A 14,998-nucleotide genomic window follows, 5' to 3' on the forward strand; every position below is an offset into this window, starting at 1 on the left:
AGGCGGAGCGGGCATGCGGCTGGCGGTCGGCTCCGCGATCCAGGAGCCCGGTCGGTCCTCTGCATCACCACCACCATGGGTCGCGAGCACTCCGCCAGCCCGTCCTGGACGGAGCAACGATGTGTTGGAATCGGATCATGGACGCCCCGGACCTCGTCGCCATCGCCGACGCACTCTTCGCCGGACCGTTCGGGGATTTCACGGCGTCCCGGAACGCCCGGGCATCGGAGGCCAAGAAGGCAGGGAACGGCGACCTCGCGGCCGCCGTCCGAGCACTCCCGAAGCCGACCGCCGCCGCGTGGATCCTCGGCCGCATCGTGCGGAACCGTCCCGGGGTGATCGATGATCTCGCCGACGTGCGCCACCGGATCGAGGCGGCGACGGCGGCCGGCGAGCGGGACGAGCTGCGCGCGGCCTCGCATGACCGCCAGATGCTCGTCGTCCGTCTCGTCGAGGAGGCGCGGGCCGCGGCGGCCGACGCCGGCAGGCCGCTGAGCGCGAGCGTCGCCGACGAGGTCTCGGATGGGTTGCTCGCCGCCCTCGGAGACTCCCCGATCGCGGACGCCCTCGCCTCAGGCCGCCTCGTCTCCGTCCCGCGCACGGGTGGGATGACCCCTCCGGAGATCCGTGCACTCGTTGCGATCCCCCCGGACGGTCTCGCCCCGGAGGACGCCGACGACCCCGATTTCGACGTCACGGGTCACGAGGCGGCGGATCCGGCAGAGGCTGGTGCCGACACCCGCAGCCGTCCGAGACGGGTGCCTTCCCCTGCCGCCAGGGCCGCAGCGCCATCACGCACCCCGGGGCCCGCCGCGTCCGATCGACGCCGACTCCAGAGGGAGCTCGCCGTCGCGGAGAAGTCGGTCGAGGCCGCACGAACGGATCGAGCGCGGCGCGAGTCCGACCGGGACACCCTGGTGGAGCGTCGCGCAGTGGCACAGGCCGAGCTCGAGGCGCGGCGCGAAGCGGTGCGTGCCGCGCAGGCGGATCTCGACGCTGCCGACGAAGCCCTCGCCGCGATGACCGCCGATCTGCGGTCCCGGGAGCTCGAGTGGAAGCGTGCGGAGGCCACGATGAAGCGCGCCCGGGCGGCGGTCGAGGATGATCCGACCGATCCGCGAGCGTGAGACCCGGCCGACCGCCTCTCACACTCTGGTCCACCCGCCTCCCGACTCCCGGACGGTCCCCTCGAGATCGAGCAGCCCCAGGACCGCCTGCACGTCTCCGCTGATGAGTCCTGTCGCCTCGGCGAGTTCCGACACGGACGCCGCTCGTCGACGGGAGAGCGCTCCGAGGATCTGCTCAGCCTCCACTGATCGGGAGGGTCGGTCGGACCCCGGCCCTCCGACGTCCGTCGACGAGCCGCTCGCCGCCAGTTCCGCCATCTCCGCCGCCGAGGTGACGCACGTCGCGTCGTACTCGCGGAGGAGGCGGTGGCATCCCGCCGATGCCACGGAGGTGACGGGTCCCGGTACCGCTCCGAGCGGGCGGCCGAGGGATGACGCGTGACCGGCGGTGTTGAGGGAACCGCTCCGCGCTCCGGCCTCGAGCACCACCGTGGCGGCGGAGGCCGCCGCGATGAGTCGATTGCGTTGCAGGAACCGCCATTTGGTGGGAGCAACGCCGCAGGGGACCTCGGCGTAGACCGCCCCGGTCGTCGCGATCCGCGCGAGCAACGCGGTGTGGCCGCTCGGATACGGGCGATCCACTCCCCCGGCGAGGAACGCGATCGTCGTGCCGCCGTCGGCGAGGGCTGCCCGATGAGCCATACCGTCGATCCCGTACGCCGCGCCCGAGACGATGGCGAACCCGCGGTCGACGAGGCCGCTCGAGGCCTCGAGGGTGACGTGCTCGCCGTAACCCGTCGCCGCGCGGGCACCGACGAGGGCGATCGACCGGCCGAACTCCCCCGCGAGTGCCCGGCCGCGCACCCAGAGGGCGAGCGGCGCGTGGACCCCGAGGTCGTCGACGCGGGACGGCCAGGACGGCGAACCCGGGACCGCCAGGCGAGCACCGGACGATCGCGCACGACCGAACGCCTCCACCACCGCGTCGGCGTCGAACCTCGAACGCCAGCGCGTGACACCGGACACCCAGGCGGAGAGGACCGCTTCGGTGATCTCGCCGAGCCCCTGCTCCTCGCACAGCCCACGGATCCGCGCCGTCGATCCCCTCGACGACAGCAGACGCATCGTCGCCGAGGCGCCGAGCGCCGCGACGACCCCACCGGCGGCCCCGTCACCCGGTTCCGCGACGGACGACCAAGCCGCCCGCGCGGCGATCTCCTGGAGCGACTCGTCCGTCACGTCGCCGTCGGCGACCGGCACGGCGAGCTCGGCCATCCGGGCGTCTGAGAGACCGGCGACCGTCATGCCGCGATCCCCTTCCGGAGGAAGAGGGCTCGGCTGACGTCGTCGAGCTCCGGGCGTTCGGCTCCGCGGAGATCCGCGAGCGTCCATGCCACTCGGAGGACCCGGTCGTAGCCGCGCATCGTGAGAGCACCCCGTTCGAGACCGCGGTCGAGCGGGCGGATCGTCGCGGGCGCGAGCGCGACGGGTGATGACCGCAGCCACGACCCGGGCACATGGGCGTTGAGGGACCACGGGGTGCCGCGCAAGCGGTGCTCGGCGCGCTCGCGCGCCTCGAGGACGCGGACCCGCGCCGTCTCGGTGGTAGCCCCGGGCCGTTCCCCGGCGGCGCGCGCGGCGGCGCTCGATACGCGCCGCACCGTCACCTGCAGGTCGATGCGGTCGAGCAGAGGCCCCGAGACGCGAGAGAAGTAGCGCCGGATCGCCGCGGGAGGGCATTGGCAGGACGACTCGGGCGCACCGTACTGACCGCACGGGCACGGGTTCGCGGCGAGGACGAGCTGCACCCGGGCGGGGAAGCGGGCGATCGCATTGGCCCGGTGGATGGTGATCCATCCCGTCTCGAGCGGTTGCCTCAGGCAATCGAGGACCACGCGAGCAAATTCCGGTGCCTCGTCGAGGAACAGGACGCCGTGGCTCGCCCGCGCGACGGCCCCTGGACGGATGAGACCGCTCCCGCCGCCGACGACGGCCGCCGCCGTCGCCGTGTGGTGCGGGCTCTCGAACGGCGGGACCGTGTCGAGCGAGGCCCCGACCCGCTCGCCGCCGAGCGATCGGACGGAGCAGACGTCGAGAGCGGCCTCCGTCGACAGGGGCGGAAGGATGCCGGGGAGCCGTTCGGCGAGCATCGTCTTCCCCGATCCGGGGGGTCCGAGCAGAAAGAGGTGGTGTCCGCCCGCGGCCGCCGTGACGAGGGCCTCGACGGCGTCCTCCTGTCCGAGCACGTCGCCGAGCTCCAGGGCTCTGGCGGAGGGACGCCCCGGCGCGGCCGGGGCGTCGAGGACCGGTTCACCCGCCTCGAGCTCGGCCCCGTGCCAGATCGCGGCCGCGCGCAGGGAATCCACCGCGACCACCTCGATGTCCGGCACGAGGGATGCCTCGGCGGCATTGGCCGAAGGGACCATGACGACGGTTCGTCCGGCGCGACGGGCGGCGCGCACGATCGGGAGGATGCCCGGCGTCGGACGCAGTCTGCCGTCGAGGCCGAGCTCTCCGGCGTGCACGACGCGGCCGATCGACTCCGCGGAGACCGCACCCGTCGCCGCGAGGCAGGACAGCGCGATCCCGAGGTCGAAGGCCGTGCCGTTCTTGGGAAGCCCCGCCGGTGAGAGGTTGACCGTGATGCGGTGGGGCGGCAGCGTGCAATCGGAGTTGACGATCGCCTGACGCACCCGTCCCTCCGCCTCCGAGATCGCACGATCGGCCAGTCCGATGATCGTGAAGCGGGGAAGCCCTGCGGAGACGTCCGTCTCGACCTCGACGATCGCGCCGTCGAGTCCGAGCAGACTCACGGCCCACGTGCGCCCGACCGCCATCACATCACCCCCGTGAGGTGCTCGACCACGGCCGGCGCATCGGCAGGGGCGACCACCCCGACGACATCGATGCGGAGCACGGCCGAACGACGCGGATCACTCGCGCTCCACTCCGCCGCCAGCGCGCGGAGACGTTTGAGCTTCCGGAACGTGACCGCCTCGAAGGGATGACCGGACGCGACACTCGTTCGGGTCTTCACCTCCACGATCGCCGTGATCCCGTCCATGCGGGCGACGATGTCGACCTCACCCGTCCTCGTCCGCCAGTTCCGAGCGAGGATCTCGTATCCCGCTCGTTCCAGGAAGTCGACGGCGAGGTCTTCTCCCCGTCGCCCCAGTTCGTCCTTGCGTGCCATGTGCACCTCCGCACACGAGCATGCGGCGACGCAGAACACGGCCGGAGGCCGGAACGGGGAACGGTGGAGGGACGTGCGATCAGCCGCCTGTGGACGACGGCCGTGTGTGGGGTGGAGTCACCCCGCTACTCGTCGAGCGCGAGTTCCTTCGGGAGCTCGAAGTCGCGGCTCGAGAGCTCCTCGACGTTGACGTCCTTGAAGGTGAGGACGCGCACGGACTTCACGAAACGGTCGGAGCGGTACACGTCCCAGACCCAGACGTCCTTCATCGTGATCTCGAAGTAGAAGTCGTGCTCGGTGTCGCGGCGCACGAGATCGACCTCGTTCGCGAGGTAGAACCGCCGCTCCGTCTCGATGACGTAGGCGAACTGTCCGACGATGTCCCGGTACTCGCGGTACAGCGCGAGCTCGACTTCGCGGTCGTAGTCTTCGATCTCTTCGTCGTCCATCGATCCCATCTTATGCCGTCGCGTGGAGCCAGGTGCGACGGTGGTGAGACGTGGGCCCTCCGGCCCCGATCGCCTCGAGGTGGGCGGCGCTGCCATACCCCTTGTTGCCTGCCCATCCGTAGTCGGGGTGCTCGGCGTGACGCGCGATCATGACCCGGTCTCTCGCGACCTTGGCGATCACGGAGGCGGCCGCAACGGATCCGCAATCGCGGTCGGCCTTGATGCGCGTGACGATGTTCAAGGGCCTGGAGAGGGAACCGCTGAGGTAGTCGTGGTTCCCGTCGAGGAGCAGGGTGCCGCGGCGGACGTCGACCCCCTGGGCGTGGAGGGAGGCGAGGGCGCGCTTCCCGGCGAGACCGAGACACATCATGATCCCGAGCTCATCGATCTCGTGCGCCTCCGCGTAGCCGACGGCCGTCGCCACGGCCCAGTCCCGCACGACGGGCTCGAGGATCTCGCGACGCTTCTCGCTCAGGAGCTTGGAGTCACGTACTCCGTCGGGCAGGGGCGCGCACGACGAGGCGACAGCCGCCACTCCGACGGCGACGGGGCCGGCGATGGCGCCGCGGCCGACTTCGTCGATGCCTATGACCACGGGCGCGCCGGCGGCGAGCATCTCGAGCTCGATGTCGAGGTGCGGAAGGACGACGGCCATCATGCAGCCGTGGTCGCCCGTCGGCGATCACTCATCAGAGGGCTCGGGAACAGCGTCGAAGACGGTCGGATAATTGTCGAGCCAGGACCAGTGGGCCATCGGCCAGCTCACGACGAACGCGCGACCGACCACATCGTCGATGGGCACGTAGCCCCCGCCGGGGGTCGTCGTGTTGTAGCGCGAGTCCTTCGAATTCCATCGGTTGTCTCCCATGACCCACAGCGAGTCGTCGGGAACGGTGATGTCGAAGGCGTCCTTCGAGACCGGGGAGGACGGGTCGGGCAGGAGCACGTAGGGCTCGTCGAGCGGCACACCGTTGACACTCATCTGCCCGAGCGTGTTGCAGCAGACCACGTGATCGCCGGGGAGCCCGATGAGTCTTTTGATCAGGTGCTCGTCGTTGTCCGGCGACGTGAGTCCGACGAGGCCAAGGGTCCAGTCGACGGCCTCGACGACGGGCGAGCGCTCCGGCTCGGGAGTGGGCGTGAGCCACCCCCCGGGATCACGGAAGACGATGACGTCTCCCCTGGCCAGCGGGACCACATCGGGCACGAGCTGGTTCACGATGATCCGGTCGTCGATCTGCAACGTGTTCTGCATGGATCCGGACGGGATGTAGAACGAACGGACCAGGAACGTCTTCACGAGGAAGGACACGAGGAGCGCCACCACGAAGATGACGAGCAGGTCGCGGAGGAAGTAGAGCGCTCCGCGCTTGCGGGATGTGTCGCCGTCGCCGGCCGACCGTCGGGTACGTCTCGGACGGGTGGACGCGTCGTCCACCGAGAGAGTGTTGTCTGTCATTTAACCGCCCGGAGCTCCCCACCAGTGTAACCGGGGGGAGCTCCGTGGAGATGACGCGCAAGGCGTCCGGCGCGTTGCTTACGCGTCGCGCTTCTCCTTGATCTTCGCCTTCTTGCCGCGCAGGTCGCGCAGGTAGTAGAGCTTGGCGCGACGCACGTCGCCGCGGGTGATGACCTCGATCAGGTCGATGTTCGGGGAGTGCACGGGGAACGTACGCTCCACACCCACCTGGAAGCTGACCTTGCGGACCGTGAAGGTCTCGCGGACGCCCTCGCCCGAGCGGCCGATGACGACACCCTGGAAGATCTGGATTCGAGAGCGGGTGCCCTCGATGATGTTGACGTGCACCTTGACGGTGTCGCCGGCACGGAAGGCGGGGATGTCCGCCTTCAGGGATGCTGCATCGACGGAGTCGAGGATGTGCATGATGGATTCGCTCTCTGCGACCGCCTCTGGACGACCGCGCAGTCAGGGTTTCAACGATGAGGTGCGCTGCTCGAAACACGGGAAACCCCAGAGGCAGACCCCGAGAGCGGCACAATCGTCTATTGTGCCATGCGCACGACCCCTACCGCAAAGCGTCAGCGGACGGTGCCGTCGTGGGTCTCCTCCACGACGATGACGCGACCGTCGACGGAATGGGCGCGTGGGGCGCTCGTCGGGGACGTCGCCATCTGCTCGAACTCGCGCAGAGCGGCTCGAGCCCGCTCGCGGGTCTCCTGCACGAGCTGCCACACGGCGCCCCAGAACGCGGCGAGGCCGAGGACGACGCCGAGCACGGCCACGGCCGACGTGGCCTCCGTGAAGAGACCGAAGACGACGATGGCCACGTGCACGGCACCCACGAGGGCCATGTCGAGCCACGACACGGCGTTCGACCGACGCACGCCCGCCCGCATGTAGACGAGGACGCTCACGATCGTGAGGAAGACGAAGAGCAACGGAGCGAGGACGAGCAGGCCGACGAAGGACCAGCCGCTCGCATCGGACACACCCCACCCGACGAAGAGCCAGAGCGGGAGCACGATCGCGGCGATGAACTGCCAGTAGAAGAACGCGCGTCGCAGAAGCATGGGGCGATTCTAGGATCGGCCGCTGGGAGTTGGCGGAGCGTGCCCTGTGACGGGAGCACCCCGATCGGGCTGTCAGAATGGGACACGGAGGTTCACGATGATCGAATTGCGCACGCCAGCCGAGATCGAGGAGATGCGACCGGCCGGCCGCTTCGTCGCCGAGGTCCTCACCCGGCTCTCCGCCGAGGCGGCCGTGGGGGTGAACCTGCTCGAGCTCGATGCGATCGCCCATCAGATGATCCGGGACCGCGGGGCCGTCTCCTCCTACATCGACTACCACCCGTCCTTCGGCGCGAGCCCGTTCGGAAAGGTGCTCTGCACCTCCGTCAACGACGCCGTGCTCCACGGACTCCCGTTCGACTACCGCTTGCGCGACGGCGACCTGCTGAGCCTCGACTTCGCGGTCGCGGTGGACGGTTGGGTCTCCGACTCCGCGGTGAGCATCATCGTCGGTCGGGAACGACCGGAGGACCGCCGCCTCATCGACGTCACGAGCGCGGCGCTCGACGCCGGCATCCAGGCGGCGACGACGGGCTCGAAGGTCGGCGACATCTCGGCGGCCATCTCGGCCGTGGCCACCGCCGCCGGCTATTCGATCAACACCGACTTCGGCGGCCACGGCGTCGGGCGCACGATGCACGGGGATCCGCACGTACCGAACGACGGTCGAGCGGGACGAGGCTTCCCGCTGCGCCCGGGGCTCGTCATCGCCGTTGAACCCTGGTTCCTCGAGACGACCGACGAGATCTACACCGATAGGGACGGCTGGACGCTCCGCAGCGCCGACGGATCGCGCGGCGCCCACATGGAGCACACGATCGCCATCACGGACGACGGACCGATCGTCCTCACCGCGCGGGGCTGACGCCCTCGTCGTCTGGCGGAAGCAGATCGGGACGCACGCGCCTCGTACGCTCGCGGCTCGCCTCGAGCCGCCAGTCGGCGATCGCCTTGTGGTTGCCGCTCCGCAGCACGTCGGGCACATCGAGCCCACGCCACGCGGGCGGCTTCGTGTACGACGGGTATTCGAGGAGACCGGCCTCGTGGGACTCCTCGACGAGACTCTCCGGGTTCCCGACGACCCCCGGAACGAGACGCACGATGGCTTCGAGCATCGCGACGACCGCGACCTCTCCCCCGTTGAGCACGTAGTCCCCGATGCTCACGAGACGGGTCCTGGCTCGCGTCGCCGTGTGCTCGAAGACCCTCTGGTCGATTCCCTCGTACCGCCCGCACCCGAAGACGAGGTGCTTCTCCTGGCTCAGTTCCCGTGCCAGCGACTGGGTGAAGACCTCGCCGGCCGGCGAGGGGAAGATCACGACGGGGTCGTCGGCGTCGTCGAGGATGCCGTCGAGTGCTTCGCCCCACGGCTCGGGGCGCATGACCATGCCGGCTCCCCCGCCGTAGGGGGTGTCGTCGACGGTCCGGTGACGGTCGTGGGTGTGGTCACGCAGGTCGTGGATCCCCCACGACACCGTCCCCCCTCGCCGAGCACGGCCGAGGAGGGAGATGTCGAGCGTGTCGAAGAACTCCGGGAAGATCGTCACGACGTCGAATCGCACGGGTCCTCCGTCAGGATCGGTCAGCGGGATCCGACGACACGTCGTCGGGAGTACCGGTGTCGGCGTTCGCGACCGCATCGGTCTCGATGCCGTCGTCGTCGACACTCGCGGAGCCGTCACCCGCCGCGTCGACCTCCGAGGGTTCCTCGGCGGTGGCACTGTCGTTGTCCGTGCTGTCGGCGTCCGCGTTCATCTCGAAGAGACCGGGAGGAGGGGTCACCGTCACGGTGCCCGCGACGACGTCGACGGACGGCACGATGGCGGCGACGAACGGAACGAGGACCTCGCCGCTCGGTGTGGTCACGACGAGAAGGTCCTGCGCCGGGAAGTGATCGACCCGCGCGACGCGTCCGACCTCGTCGTCCCCGTCGAGGACACGGAGGCCGACGAGCTGGTGGTCGTACCAGGCGTTCTCCTCTTCGGGGAGGGCGTCGGGGTCGAGAGAGACCCACAGGATCGCCTTCACGAGGGTCTCGGCAGCGGTGCGATCGTCGATCCCGACGAAGAAGGCCACCGGCTGCTGGTTGTACCAGCGCATCTCGGCGAGCTCGAGGGTCTTACCGGCCCACGGCGACTCGTCGGGGACCTGGAGCGTGAAGACGGCTCCGGGCGTGAAGCGCGTCGACGGGTCGTCGGTGTAGAGCTCGACCTTCAACGCGCCCTTGAGGCCGTGCGCCTTCGTGAGTCGACCGACGCGCAGTTCGGTCTTGCGATTCGCGTCCGACACGTCAGGCGTCGGTGTCGACGACGTCGACGCGCACACGGCGGCCGTCGGCGAGGGCGGTGACGAGCGTGCGGAGCGCCTTGGCGGTGCGGCCCGAACGACCGATCACGCGGCCGAGGTCCTCGGGGTTCACGTGAACCTCGAGGACCTCACCGCGAGCGGTGTTCTGTTCGACCACGCGGACGTCGTCGGGATTGTCGACGATCCCCTTGACGAGGTGTTCGAGCGCGGGTCCGAGCAACGTCAGGCCTTGTCTGCGTCGGCGGCCTCTGCGGCGGGCGCCTCGGTGTCGGCGGCCTCCGGAGCGGGAGCGGCCTTCGGCTCCGACTTGGGCTTGAGGACGGGCTTCTTCTTCTCGTCGGCGACGAAGGCGACCTTCGGCTCCTTGACCTTGACGGTCGAGACGGCGTCCTTGTCACCCTTGAAGCGACCCCAGTCGCCCGTGAGCTTGAGGAGGGCGGCGACCTGCTCGGTCGGCTGGGCGCCGACGGAGAGCCAGTACTGCGCACGCTCGGAGTCGACCTCGATGAACGAGGGCTCTTCCGTGGGGTGGTACTTGCCGATCTCTTCGATCACGCGGCCGTCGCGCTTGGTGCGCGAGTCGGCGACGACGATGCGGTAGTAGGGCGCGCGGATCTTACCGAGGCGCTTGAGACGGATCTTGACGGACAAACGATGCTCCTGATGTGTATGAGATGTCGTATGAACTGTCGCCGTGAGCGTGGGGGCACACTCGGCATGAGCTCGAGGGGACGCAGCCGGACCGGATAGAGGGTCGGCACGGCGCATCCAACTCTCTATTCTGTCATGAGGCGGGCACGGTTCCTAATCACCTCGTCGCGGACGACTCACCGCGCAACGTGCCCGACCGGTCGCGAGAAACCGCCTCCCCTCGTGGAAGGATGTCGACGACGCCCGTCCGCCACCGAAAGGGACATCACGTGCAGATCGAGTTCGCCTCGTCGGACCGCTCGACGATCGGTCTCGAGTGGGAGCTCGCCCTCGTGGACAGGGAGAGCGGTGAACTCCGCTCGATCGCCGACGACGTCCTCGAGGGGCTCAGACGTCCGGACGGCTCGGAACACCCCCGCATCACCGGCGAACTCCTCCTCAACACGATCGAGCTCGTGAGCGACGTGCACCGCGACGTCCCGTCGGCGATCCGCGACCTCGAGGGACAGATCAACGAGGTCCGGGAGATCATCGATCCCCTGGGCGTCGAGCTGATCGCGAGCGGATCGCACCCGTTCGGCCAATGGTTCGACCAGCCCATCACCGACAAGGAGCGCTACCACAAGCTCATCGACCGCACCCGGTGGTGGGGACGGAACATGATGATCTGGGGCGTGCACACCCACGTCGGCATCGAGGACCGCGACAAGGTGATGCCGCTGCTCGACGCCCTCCTCACGTGGTCGCCGCACGTCCAGGCCCTGTCCTCGTCGAGCCCGTTCTGGGCCGGGGTCGATACCGGATACCCGTCGAACCGCGCCCTCATGTTCCAGCAGCTACCCACGGCGGGGTTGCCATACCAGCTCCCCGACTGGTCGGCCTTCGAACGCTACGTCGACGACATGACGAGGACCGGCGTCGTCGACGACGTCACCGAGGTCCGCTGGGACATCCGGCCGGCTCCCCGCTGGGGCACCGTCGAGTTCCGCGCATGCGACAGCGCATCCACCCTCACCGAGTTCGGCGCCGTCGCCGCACTCATCCACTGCCTGACGGACCACCTGTCCACCGTGCTCGACCGCGGCGAGGCCCTCGTCTCCCTGCCACCCTGGTACGTGAGGGAGAACAAGTGGCGCGCGGCCCGGTACGGGCTCGACGCCGAGCTCATCGTCGGGGCCGACGGCCGGGAGTCGCTCGTATCCGACGACCTCCGCGAACTCGTCGGGACCCTCGCCGACACCGCGGACCGCCTGGGGTGCTCTGCGGAACTCGCGTCGATCGTGGACATCCTGGACGCGGGAGCGAGCTACCAGCGACAGCTCCGCGTGGCGGAGAAGAACGGGGGCGACCTGACGGCCGTCGTCCGCTCCCTCGCGTACGAGCTGCGGCACGGCATCACGGGCCGCTGAGTCTCGCGGTCGTGACGCTCACGACCGCGAACCTCCCGGCCGCGTCGCCCGCCGCCTCCGATCGGAGCCGGCGGCGAATCAGCCGCGACCGAGGAACTTCTGGAGGGCGGCGAGCTCGTCCTCGGACGGTCCGTCCGCACCGGCGGGCGCCGCGCCCGGTGCCCCGAGTCCGAATCCGGAACCGGAACCCGGTTGCGGGGCCGCGGCACCGAGGCCCGAGTTCTCCGCCGCGCGCTTCGCGGGGTTGCCGGAACGGGAACTCCCGCCCTTCTTCTTCGCCTTCGCGAGCTGCTTGCGGTTCGCCCCGCCGTGCGCACCCGGGACCGGCCCCATTCCGGGCATCTGGGGCATACCGCCGCGTGCGACGGTCTTCATCATCTTCGCGGCCTGCTCGAAGCGCTGCACGAGCTGGTTGACCTCGGTGACGCTCGTCCCGGCACCGCGCGCGATCCGGAGTCGACGAGACCCGTTGAGGAGCTTGGCGTTGCGCCGCTCGGCGGGCGTCATCGACTGGATGATCGCTTCGGTGCGAACGATCTCGCGCTCGTCGAAGGAGTCGAGCTGCTCACGCATGGCGCCGGCGCCAGGGAGCATGCCGATCATCTTCTTGATCGAGCCCATGTTGCGCAGCTGCTGCATCTGCTTGAGGAAGTCCTCGAGCGTGAAGGTGTCGGTCGCGAACTTCTCGGCGACCTTTCGGGCCTCCTCCTCGTCGAAGGCCTCCTGGGCCTGCTCGATGAGGGTCAGGATGTCACCCAGGTCGAGGATGCGCGACGCCATCCGGTCGGGGTGGAAGGGCTCGAAGTCGTCGAGTCCCTCGCCCGTGGAGGCGAAGATGATGGGGCGACCGGTGACGGAGGCGACCGAGAGCGCGGCACCGCCGCGAGCGTCGCCGTCGAGCTTCGAGAGCACGACTCCCGTGAAGTCCACGCCGTCCTGGAAGGCCTTGGCAGTGTTGACGGCGTCCTGGCCGATCATCGCGTCGATCACGAAGAGGACCTCGTCGGGGTCGACGGCCTTGCGGATGTTCGCGGCTTGCTTCATGAGCTCGGCGTCGACGCCGAGTCGACCGGCCGTGTCGACGATCACGGTGTCGTATTGGCGCGAACGGGCGTAGGCGACGCCGTCCTTCGCGACCTTCACCGGGTTCCCCACGCCGTTGCCCGGCTCCGGGGCGAAGACCGCGACACCCGCCTGCTCCGCGACGACCGAGAGCTGCGTCACCGCGTTGGGGCGCTGGAGGTCGGCTGCGACGAGGAGCGGCGTGTGACCGTCCTTCGCGAGCCACTTCGCGAGCTTGCCGGCGAGCGTGGTCTTACCGGCACCCTGGAGGCCCGCGAGCATGATGACCGTCGGGGGGTTCTTGGCGAACTCGAGGCGACGCTGCTGTCCACCCAGGATGCCGACGAGCTCCTCGTTGACGATCTGAACGACCTGCTGCGCCGGGTTCAGGGCCTTGTTGACCTCGTCGCCGAGCGCGCGCTCGCGGATGCGCGAGGTGAACTGCTTGACGACGTCGAAGGCGACGTCGGCCTCGAGCAGTGCCCGACGGATCTCCCGCACGGTGCCGTCGACGTCGGACGCCGACAGCGTGCCCTTCTTGCGCAGGTTCTTGAAGGTGTCCGCGAGGCGGTCGGAGAGGTTTCCAAAGGTAGCCATGAGACGTCCAGTTTAACGTGTCGAGACACGTGCGGGCGCGCACAGGCGTGTCGCATTTGTGTACTGAGTCCATTAATCAGACACTGGCGTCATGACCGACGTCCTGCTTCCCGGGTTCTCCCCGCACACCCTCCCGTACGACGAGGGGCTGCGCCTCCAGCGCACGATCCACGCCGAGGTCGTCGCGGGGGAACGCCCGGACACCGTCATCCTGTGCGAGCACGATCCCGTCTACACCGCCGGCAGCCGCACGGAACCGGGTGACCTGCCCCGCGACGGCAGTCCCGTCGTCGAGGTCGACCGGGGTGGGCGCATCACGTGGCACGGACCGGGACAGCTCGTCGGGTACCCCATCGTGCGTCTCGGCTCGAACCGCGACGTCGTGGGCCACGTCCGCCGGCTCGAGCAGGTCATGATCGACGCGGCGGGTCGTGTGGGCGTCTCGGGCGTCCGGATCCCCGGTCGCTCCGGCGTCTGGGTCCTGGCGTCGGGCGGGCCCGTCAAGGTCGGAGCCGTCGGCGTGCGGGTCGTGTCGGGGACCACGATGCACGGCTTCGCACTCAACTGCTCCAACACGCTCGACGCCTACGGGACGATCGTGCCCTGCGGCATCTCCGACGCCGGTGTCTCGACGCTCTCGATCGAGGCGCATCGTCCCGTCGATCCCGTCGACCTCGCCGAGATCGTCGCGGCAGGGTTCGCCGCGGAACGGGCGATCGCGTGAGCGCCGCACCCGAGGGCCGCCGGCTCCTCCGCATCGAAGCGCGGAATGCCGAGACGCCGATCGAACGCAAGCCGGAATGGATCAAGACGCGAGCTCGGATGGGGCCCGAGTACACCCAGCTCCGCGATCTCGTGGCGGCGCAGAGCCTCAACACGGTCTGTCAGGAGGCCGGCTGTCCGAACATCTACGAGTGCTGGGAGGACCGCGAGGCGACCTTCCTCATCGGGGGCGCCCAGTGCACGAGGCGGTGCGACTTCTGCCAGATCGACACGGGGAAGCCGGCGGCCTACGACACGGGCGAGCCCACGCGGGTCGCGGTGTCCGTCCGGCGGATGGGGCTGCGTTACGCGACCGTGACGGGAGTCGCACGCGACGATCTCCCGGACGAGGGTGCGTGGCTGCACGCCGAGACCGTCCGGCGCATCCACGCGTTGAATCCGGGCACCGGAGTCGAGATCCTCGCGACGGACTTCTCGGGCGATCCCGATCTCCTCGACGTCGTCTTCGCCGCGGCCCCTGAGGTCTTCGCGCACAACGTCGAGACGGTACCGCGCCTGTTCTCCCGCATCCGGCCCGCCTTCCGCTACGAGCGTTCCCTCGGCGTCATCACACGCGCACGGGAGGCTGGTCTCGTCACGAAGTCCAATCTGATCCTCGGCATGGGTGAGGAACGCGGGGAGATCTCCGAGGCCTTGCGCGATCTGCGCGCCGCCGGGTGCGACATCATCACCGTGACGCAATATCTGCGTCCCACGCCACGCCATCTGCCCGTCGCGCGCTGGGTGACACCGCAGGAGTTCGTGGAGATCAGCGCGGAGGCCGAGGAGATCGGCTTCTCCGGGGTGCTCGCCGGACCTCTCGTGCGCTCCTCCTATCGCGCGGGTCGACTCTGGGCCCGCACGATGGAAGCGACCGGCCGCCCCGTCGCCGACGCGCTCCGGCACCTCGCCGGCGACGGTGAGTTCCGGCAGGAGGCGCGCACGGCGGGCGTCAAGACGCGCTGACCG

The 14,998-nt window shown here is 69.5% G+C and carries 18 protein-coding genes; 5 read left to right on the forward strand and 13 right to left on the reverse strand.

Annotation, left to right across the window (positions count from 1 at the left end; all coding sequences use genetic code 11):
* The first annotated feature begins 137 nt into the window (after positions 1-137).
* Positions 138-1,127 carry a hypothetical protein gene (locus ELQ94_RS15525; protein ID WP_127051280.1) on the forward strand — a complete coding sequence of 330 codons (990 nt, stop codon included), beginning with the start codon at positions 138-140 and terminating at the stop codon, positions 1,125-1,127.
* An 18-nt stretch (positions 1,128-1,145) separates the two neighbouring features.
* On the opposite strand, the gene dprA is transcribed toward ELQ94_RS15525, so the two are convergent.
* The 8 genes from dprA to ELQ94_RS15565 all read right to left on the reverse strand — a co-directional run bounded on the left by dprA (position 1,146) and on the right by ELQ94_RS15565 (position 7,241).
* Positions 1,146-2,372, reverse strand: a complete 1,227-nt coding sequence (gene dprA, locus ELQ94_RS15530; protein ID WP_127051281.1) for a DNA-processing protein DprA — start codon at positions 2,370-2,372, stop codon at positions 1,146-1,148.
* The gene (locus ELQ94_RS15535) at positions 2,369-3,904 is read right to left on the reverse strand and encodes a YifB family Mg chelatase-like AAA ATPase (RefSeq protein WP_127051282.1); all 1,536 of its coding nucleotides are present in this window, start codon (positions 3,902-3,904) and stop codon (positions 2,369-2,371) included. Before ELQ94_RS15535 ends, dprA begins: the two co-directional genes overlap by 4 nt.
* Positions 3,904-4,260, reverse strand: coding sequence for a YraN family protein (locus ELQ94_RS15540; protein ID WP_127051283.1), 357 nt, complete (start codon positions 4,258-4,260; stop codon positions 3,904-3,906). The genes ELQ94_RS15535 and ELQ94_RS15540 overlap by 1 nt, the downstream gene beginning before the upstream one ends.
* 125 nt (positions 4,261-4,385) lie before the next feature.
* Positions 4,386-4,709 carry a DUF2469 domain-containing protein gene (locus ELQ94_RS15545; RefSeq protein WP_127051284.1) on the reverse strand — a complete coding sequence of 108 codons (324 nt, stop codon included), beginning with the start codon at positions 4,707-4,709 and terminating at the stop codon, positions 4,386-4,388.
* A 10-nt stretch (positions 4,710-4,719) separates the two neighbouring features.
* Complete coding sequence (locus ELQ94_RS15550; RefSeq protein ID WP_341807740.1) at positions 4,720-5,367, reverse strand: ribonuclease HII; 648 nt, start codon at positions 5,365-5,367, stop codon at positions 4,720-4,722.
* 24 nt (positions 5,368-5,391) lie between these two features.
* Positions 5,392-6,168, reverse strand: a complete 777-nt coding sequence (gene lepB / locus ELQ94_RS15555) for a signal peptidase I (protein ID WP_127051285.1) — start codon at positions 6,166-6,168, stop codon at positions 5,392-5,394.
* A gap of 78 nt (positions 6,169-6,246) precedes the next feature.
* Entirely contained in the window at positions 6,247-6,594 is a 348-nt protein-coding gene (rplS, locus tag ELQ94_RS15560; protein WP_127051286.1) for a 50S ribosomal protein L19, read from the reverse strand.
* Positions 6,595-6,749: 155 nt separating this feature from the next.
* A complete protein-coding gene (locus ELQ94_RS15565) occupies positions 6,750-7,241 on the reverse strand; it encodes a hypothetical protein (protein WP_127051287.1) in 492 nt (163 codons plus the stop codon).
* A gap of 97 nt (positions 7,242-7,338) precedes the next feature.
* Between ELQ94_RS15565 and map the strand changes: the two genes are divergently transcribed.
* Positions 7,339-8,106 (forward strand): type I methionyl aminopeptidase, encoded by a 768-nt coding sequence (map, locus tag ELQ94_RS15570; RefSeq protein WP_127051288.1) that lies wholly within the window; start codon positions 7,339-7,341, stop codon positions 8,104-8,106.
* Here the strand turns inward: map and trmD are convergent.
* Genes trmD through rpsP form a run of 4 tightly spaced genes read right to left on the reverse strand, consistent with a single transcriptional unit; the run spans position 8,090 to position 10,199 of the window.
* Complete coding sequence (gene trmD, locus ELQ94_RS15575; protein WP_127051289.1) at positions 8,090-8,803, reverse strand: tRNA (guanosine(37)-N1)-methyltransferase TrmD; 714 nt, start codon at positions 8,801-8,803, stop codon at positions 8,090-8,092. The two genes, map and trmD, sit on opposite strands and share 17 nt — an antisense overlap.
* Before the next feature lie 10 nt (positions 8,804-8,813).
* Positions 8,814-9,530, reverse strand: a complete 717-nt coding sequence (gene rimM / locus ELQ94_RS15580; protein WP_208007756.1) for a ribosome maturation factor RimM — start codon at positions 9,528-9,530, stop codon at positions 8,814-8,816.
* A 1-nt stretch (position 9,531) separates the two neighbouring features.
* Positions 9,532-9,768, reverse strand: coding sequence for an RNA-binding protein (locus ELQ94_RS15585; RefSeq protein ID WP_127051290.1), 237 nt, complete (start codon positions 9,766-9,768; stop codon positions 9,532-9,534).
* A 2-nt stretch (positions 9,769-9,770) separates the two neighbouring features.
* The gene (gene rpsP, locus ELQ94_RS15590) at positions 9,771-10,199 is read right to left on the reverse strand and encodes a 30S ribosomal protein S16 (RefSeq protein WP_127051291.1); all 429 of its coding nucleotides are present in this window, start codon (positions 10,197-10,199) and stop codon (positions 9,771-9,773) included.
* 269 nt (positions 10,200-10,468) lie between these two features.
* Here rpsP and ELQ94_RS15595 point away from each other — a divergent pair, with 269 nt between their 5' ends.
* Positions 10,469-11,608, forward strand: a complete 1,140-nt coding sequence (locus tag ELQ94_RS15595; protein WP_127051292.1) for a glutamate--cysteine ligase — start codon at positions 10,469-10,471, stop codon at positions 11,606-11,608.
* Between the two features lie 78 nt (positions 11,609-11,686).
* On the opposite strand, the gene ffh is transcribed toward ELQ94_RS15595, so the two are convergent.
* A complete protein-coding gene (gene ffh, locus ELQ94_RS15600) occupies positions 11,687-13,267 on the reverse strand; it encodes a signal recognition particle protein (RefSeq protein ID WP_127051293.1) in 1,581 nt (526 codons plus the stop codon).
* A 91-nt stretch (positions 13,268-13,358) separates the two neighbouring features.
* Between ffh and lipB the strand changes: the two genes are divergently transcribed.
* Both lipB and lipA read left to right on the forward strand, forming a co-directional pair.
* Complete coding sequence (gene lipB, locus ELQ94_RS15605; protein WP_127051294.1) at positions 13,359-13,991, forward strand: lipoyl(octanoyl) transferase LipB; 633 nt, start codon at positions 13,359-13,361, stop codon at positions 13,989-13,991.
* Entirely contained in the window at positions 13,988-14,995 is a 1,008-nt protein-coding gene (gene lipA / locus ELQ94_RS15610; protein ID WP_127051295.1) for a lipoyl synthase, read from the forward strand. The genes lipB and lipA overlap by 4 nt, the downstream gene beginning before the upstream one ends.
* The last annotated feature ends 3 nt before the right edge of the window (positions 14,996-14,998 follow it).

Origin of the sequence: Labedella endophytica (assembly GCF_003990045.1) — a bacterium.
Classification (GTDB): Bacteria; Actinomycetota; Actinomycetes; order Actinomycetales; family Microbacteriaceae; genus Labedella; species Labedella endophytica.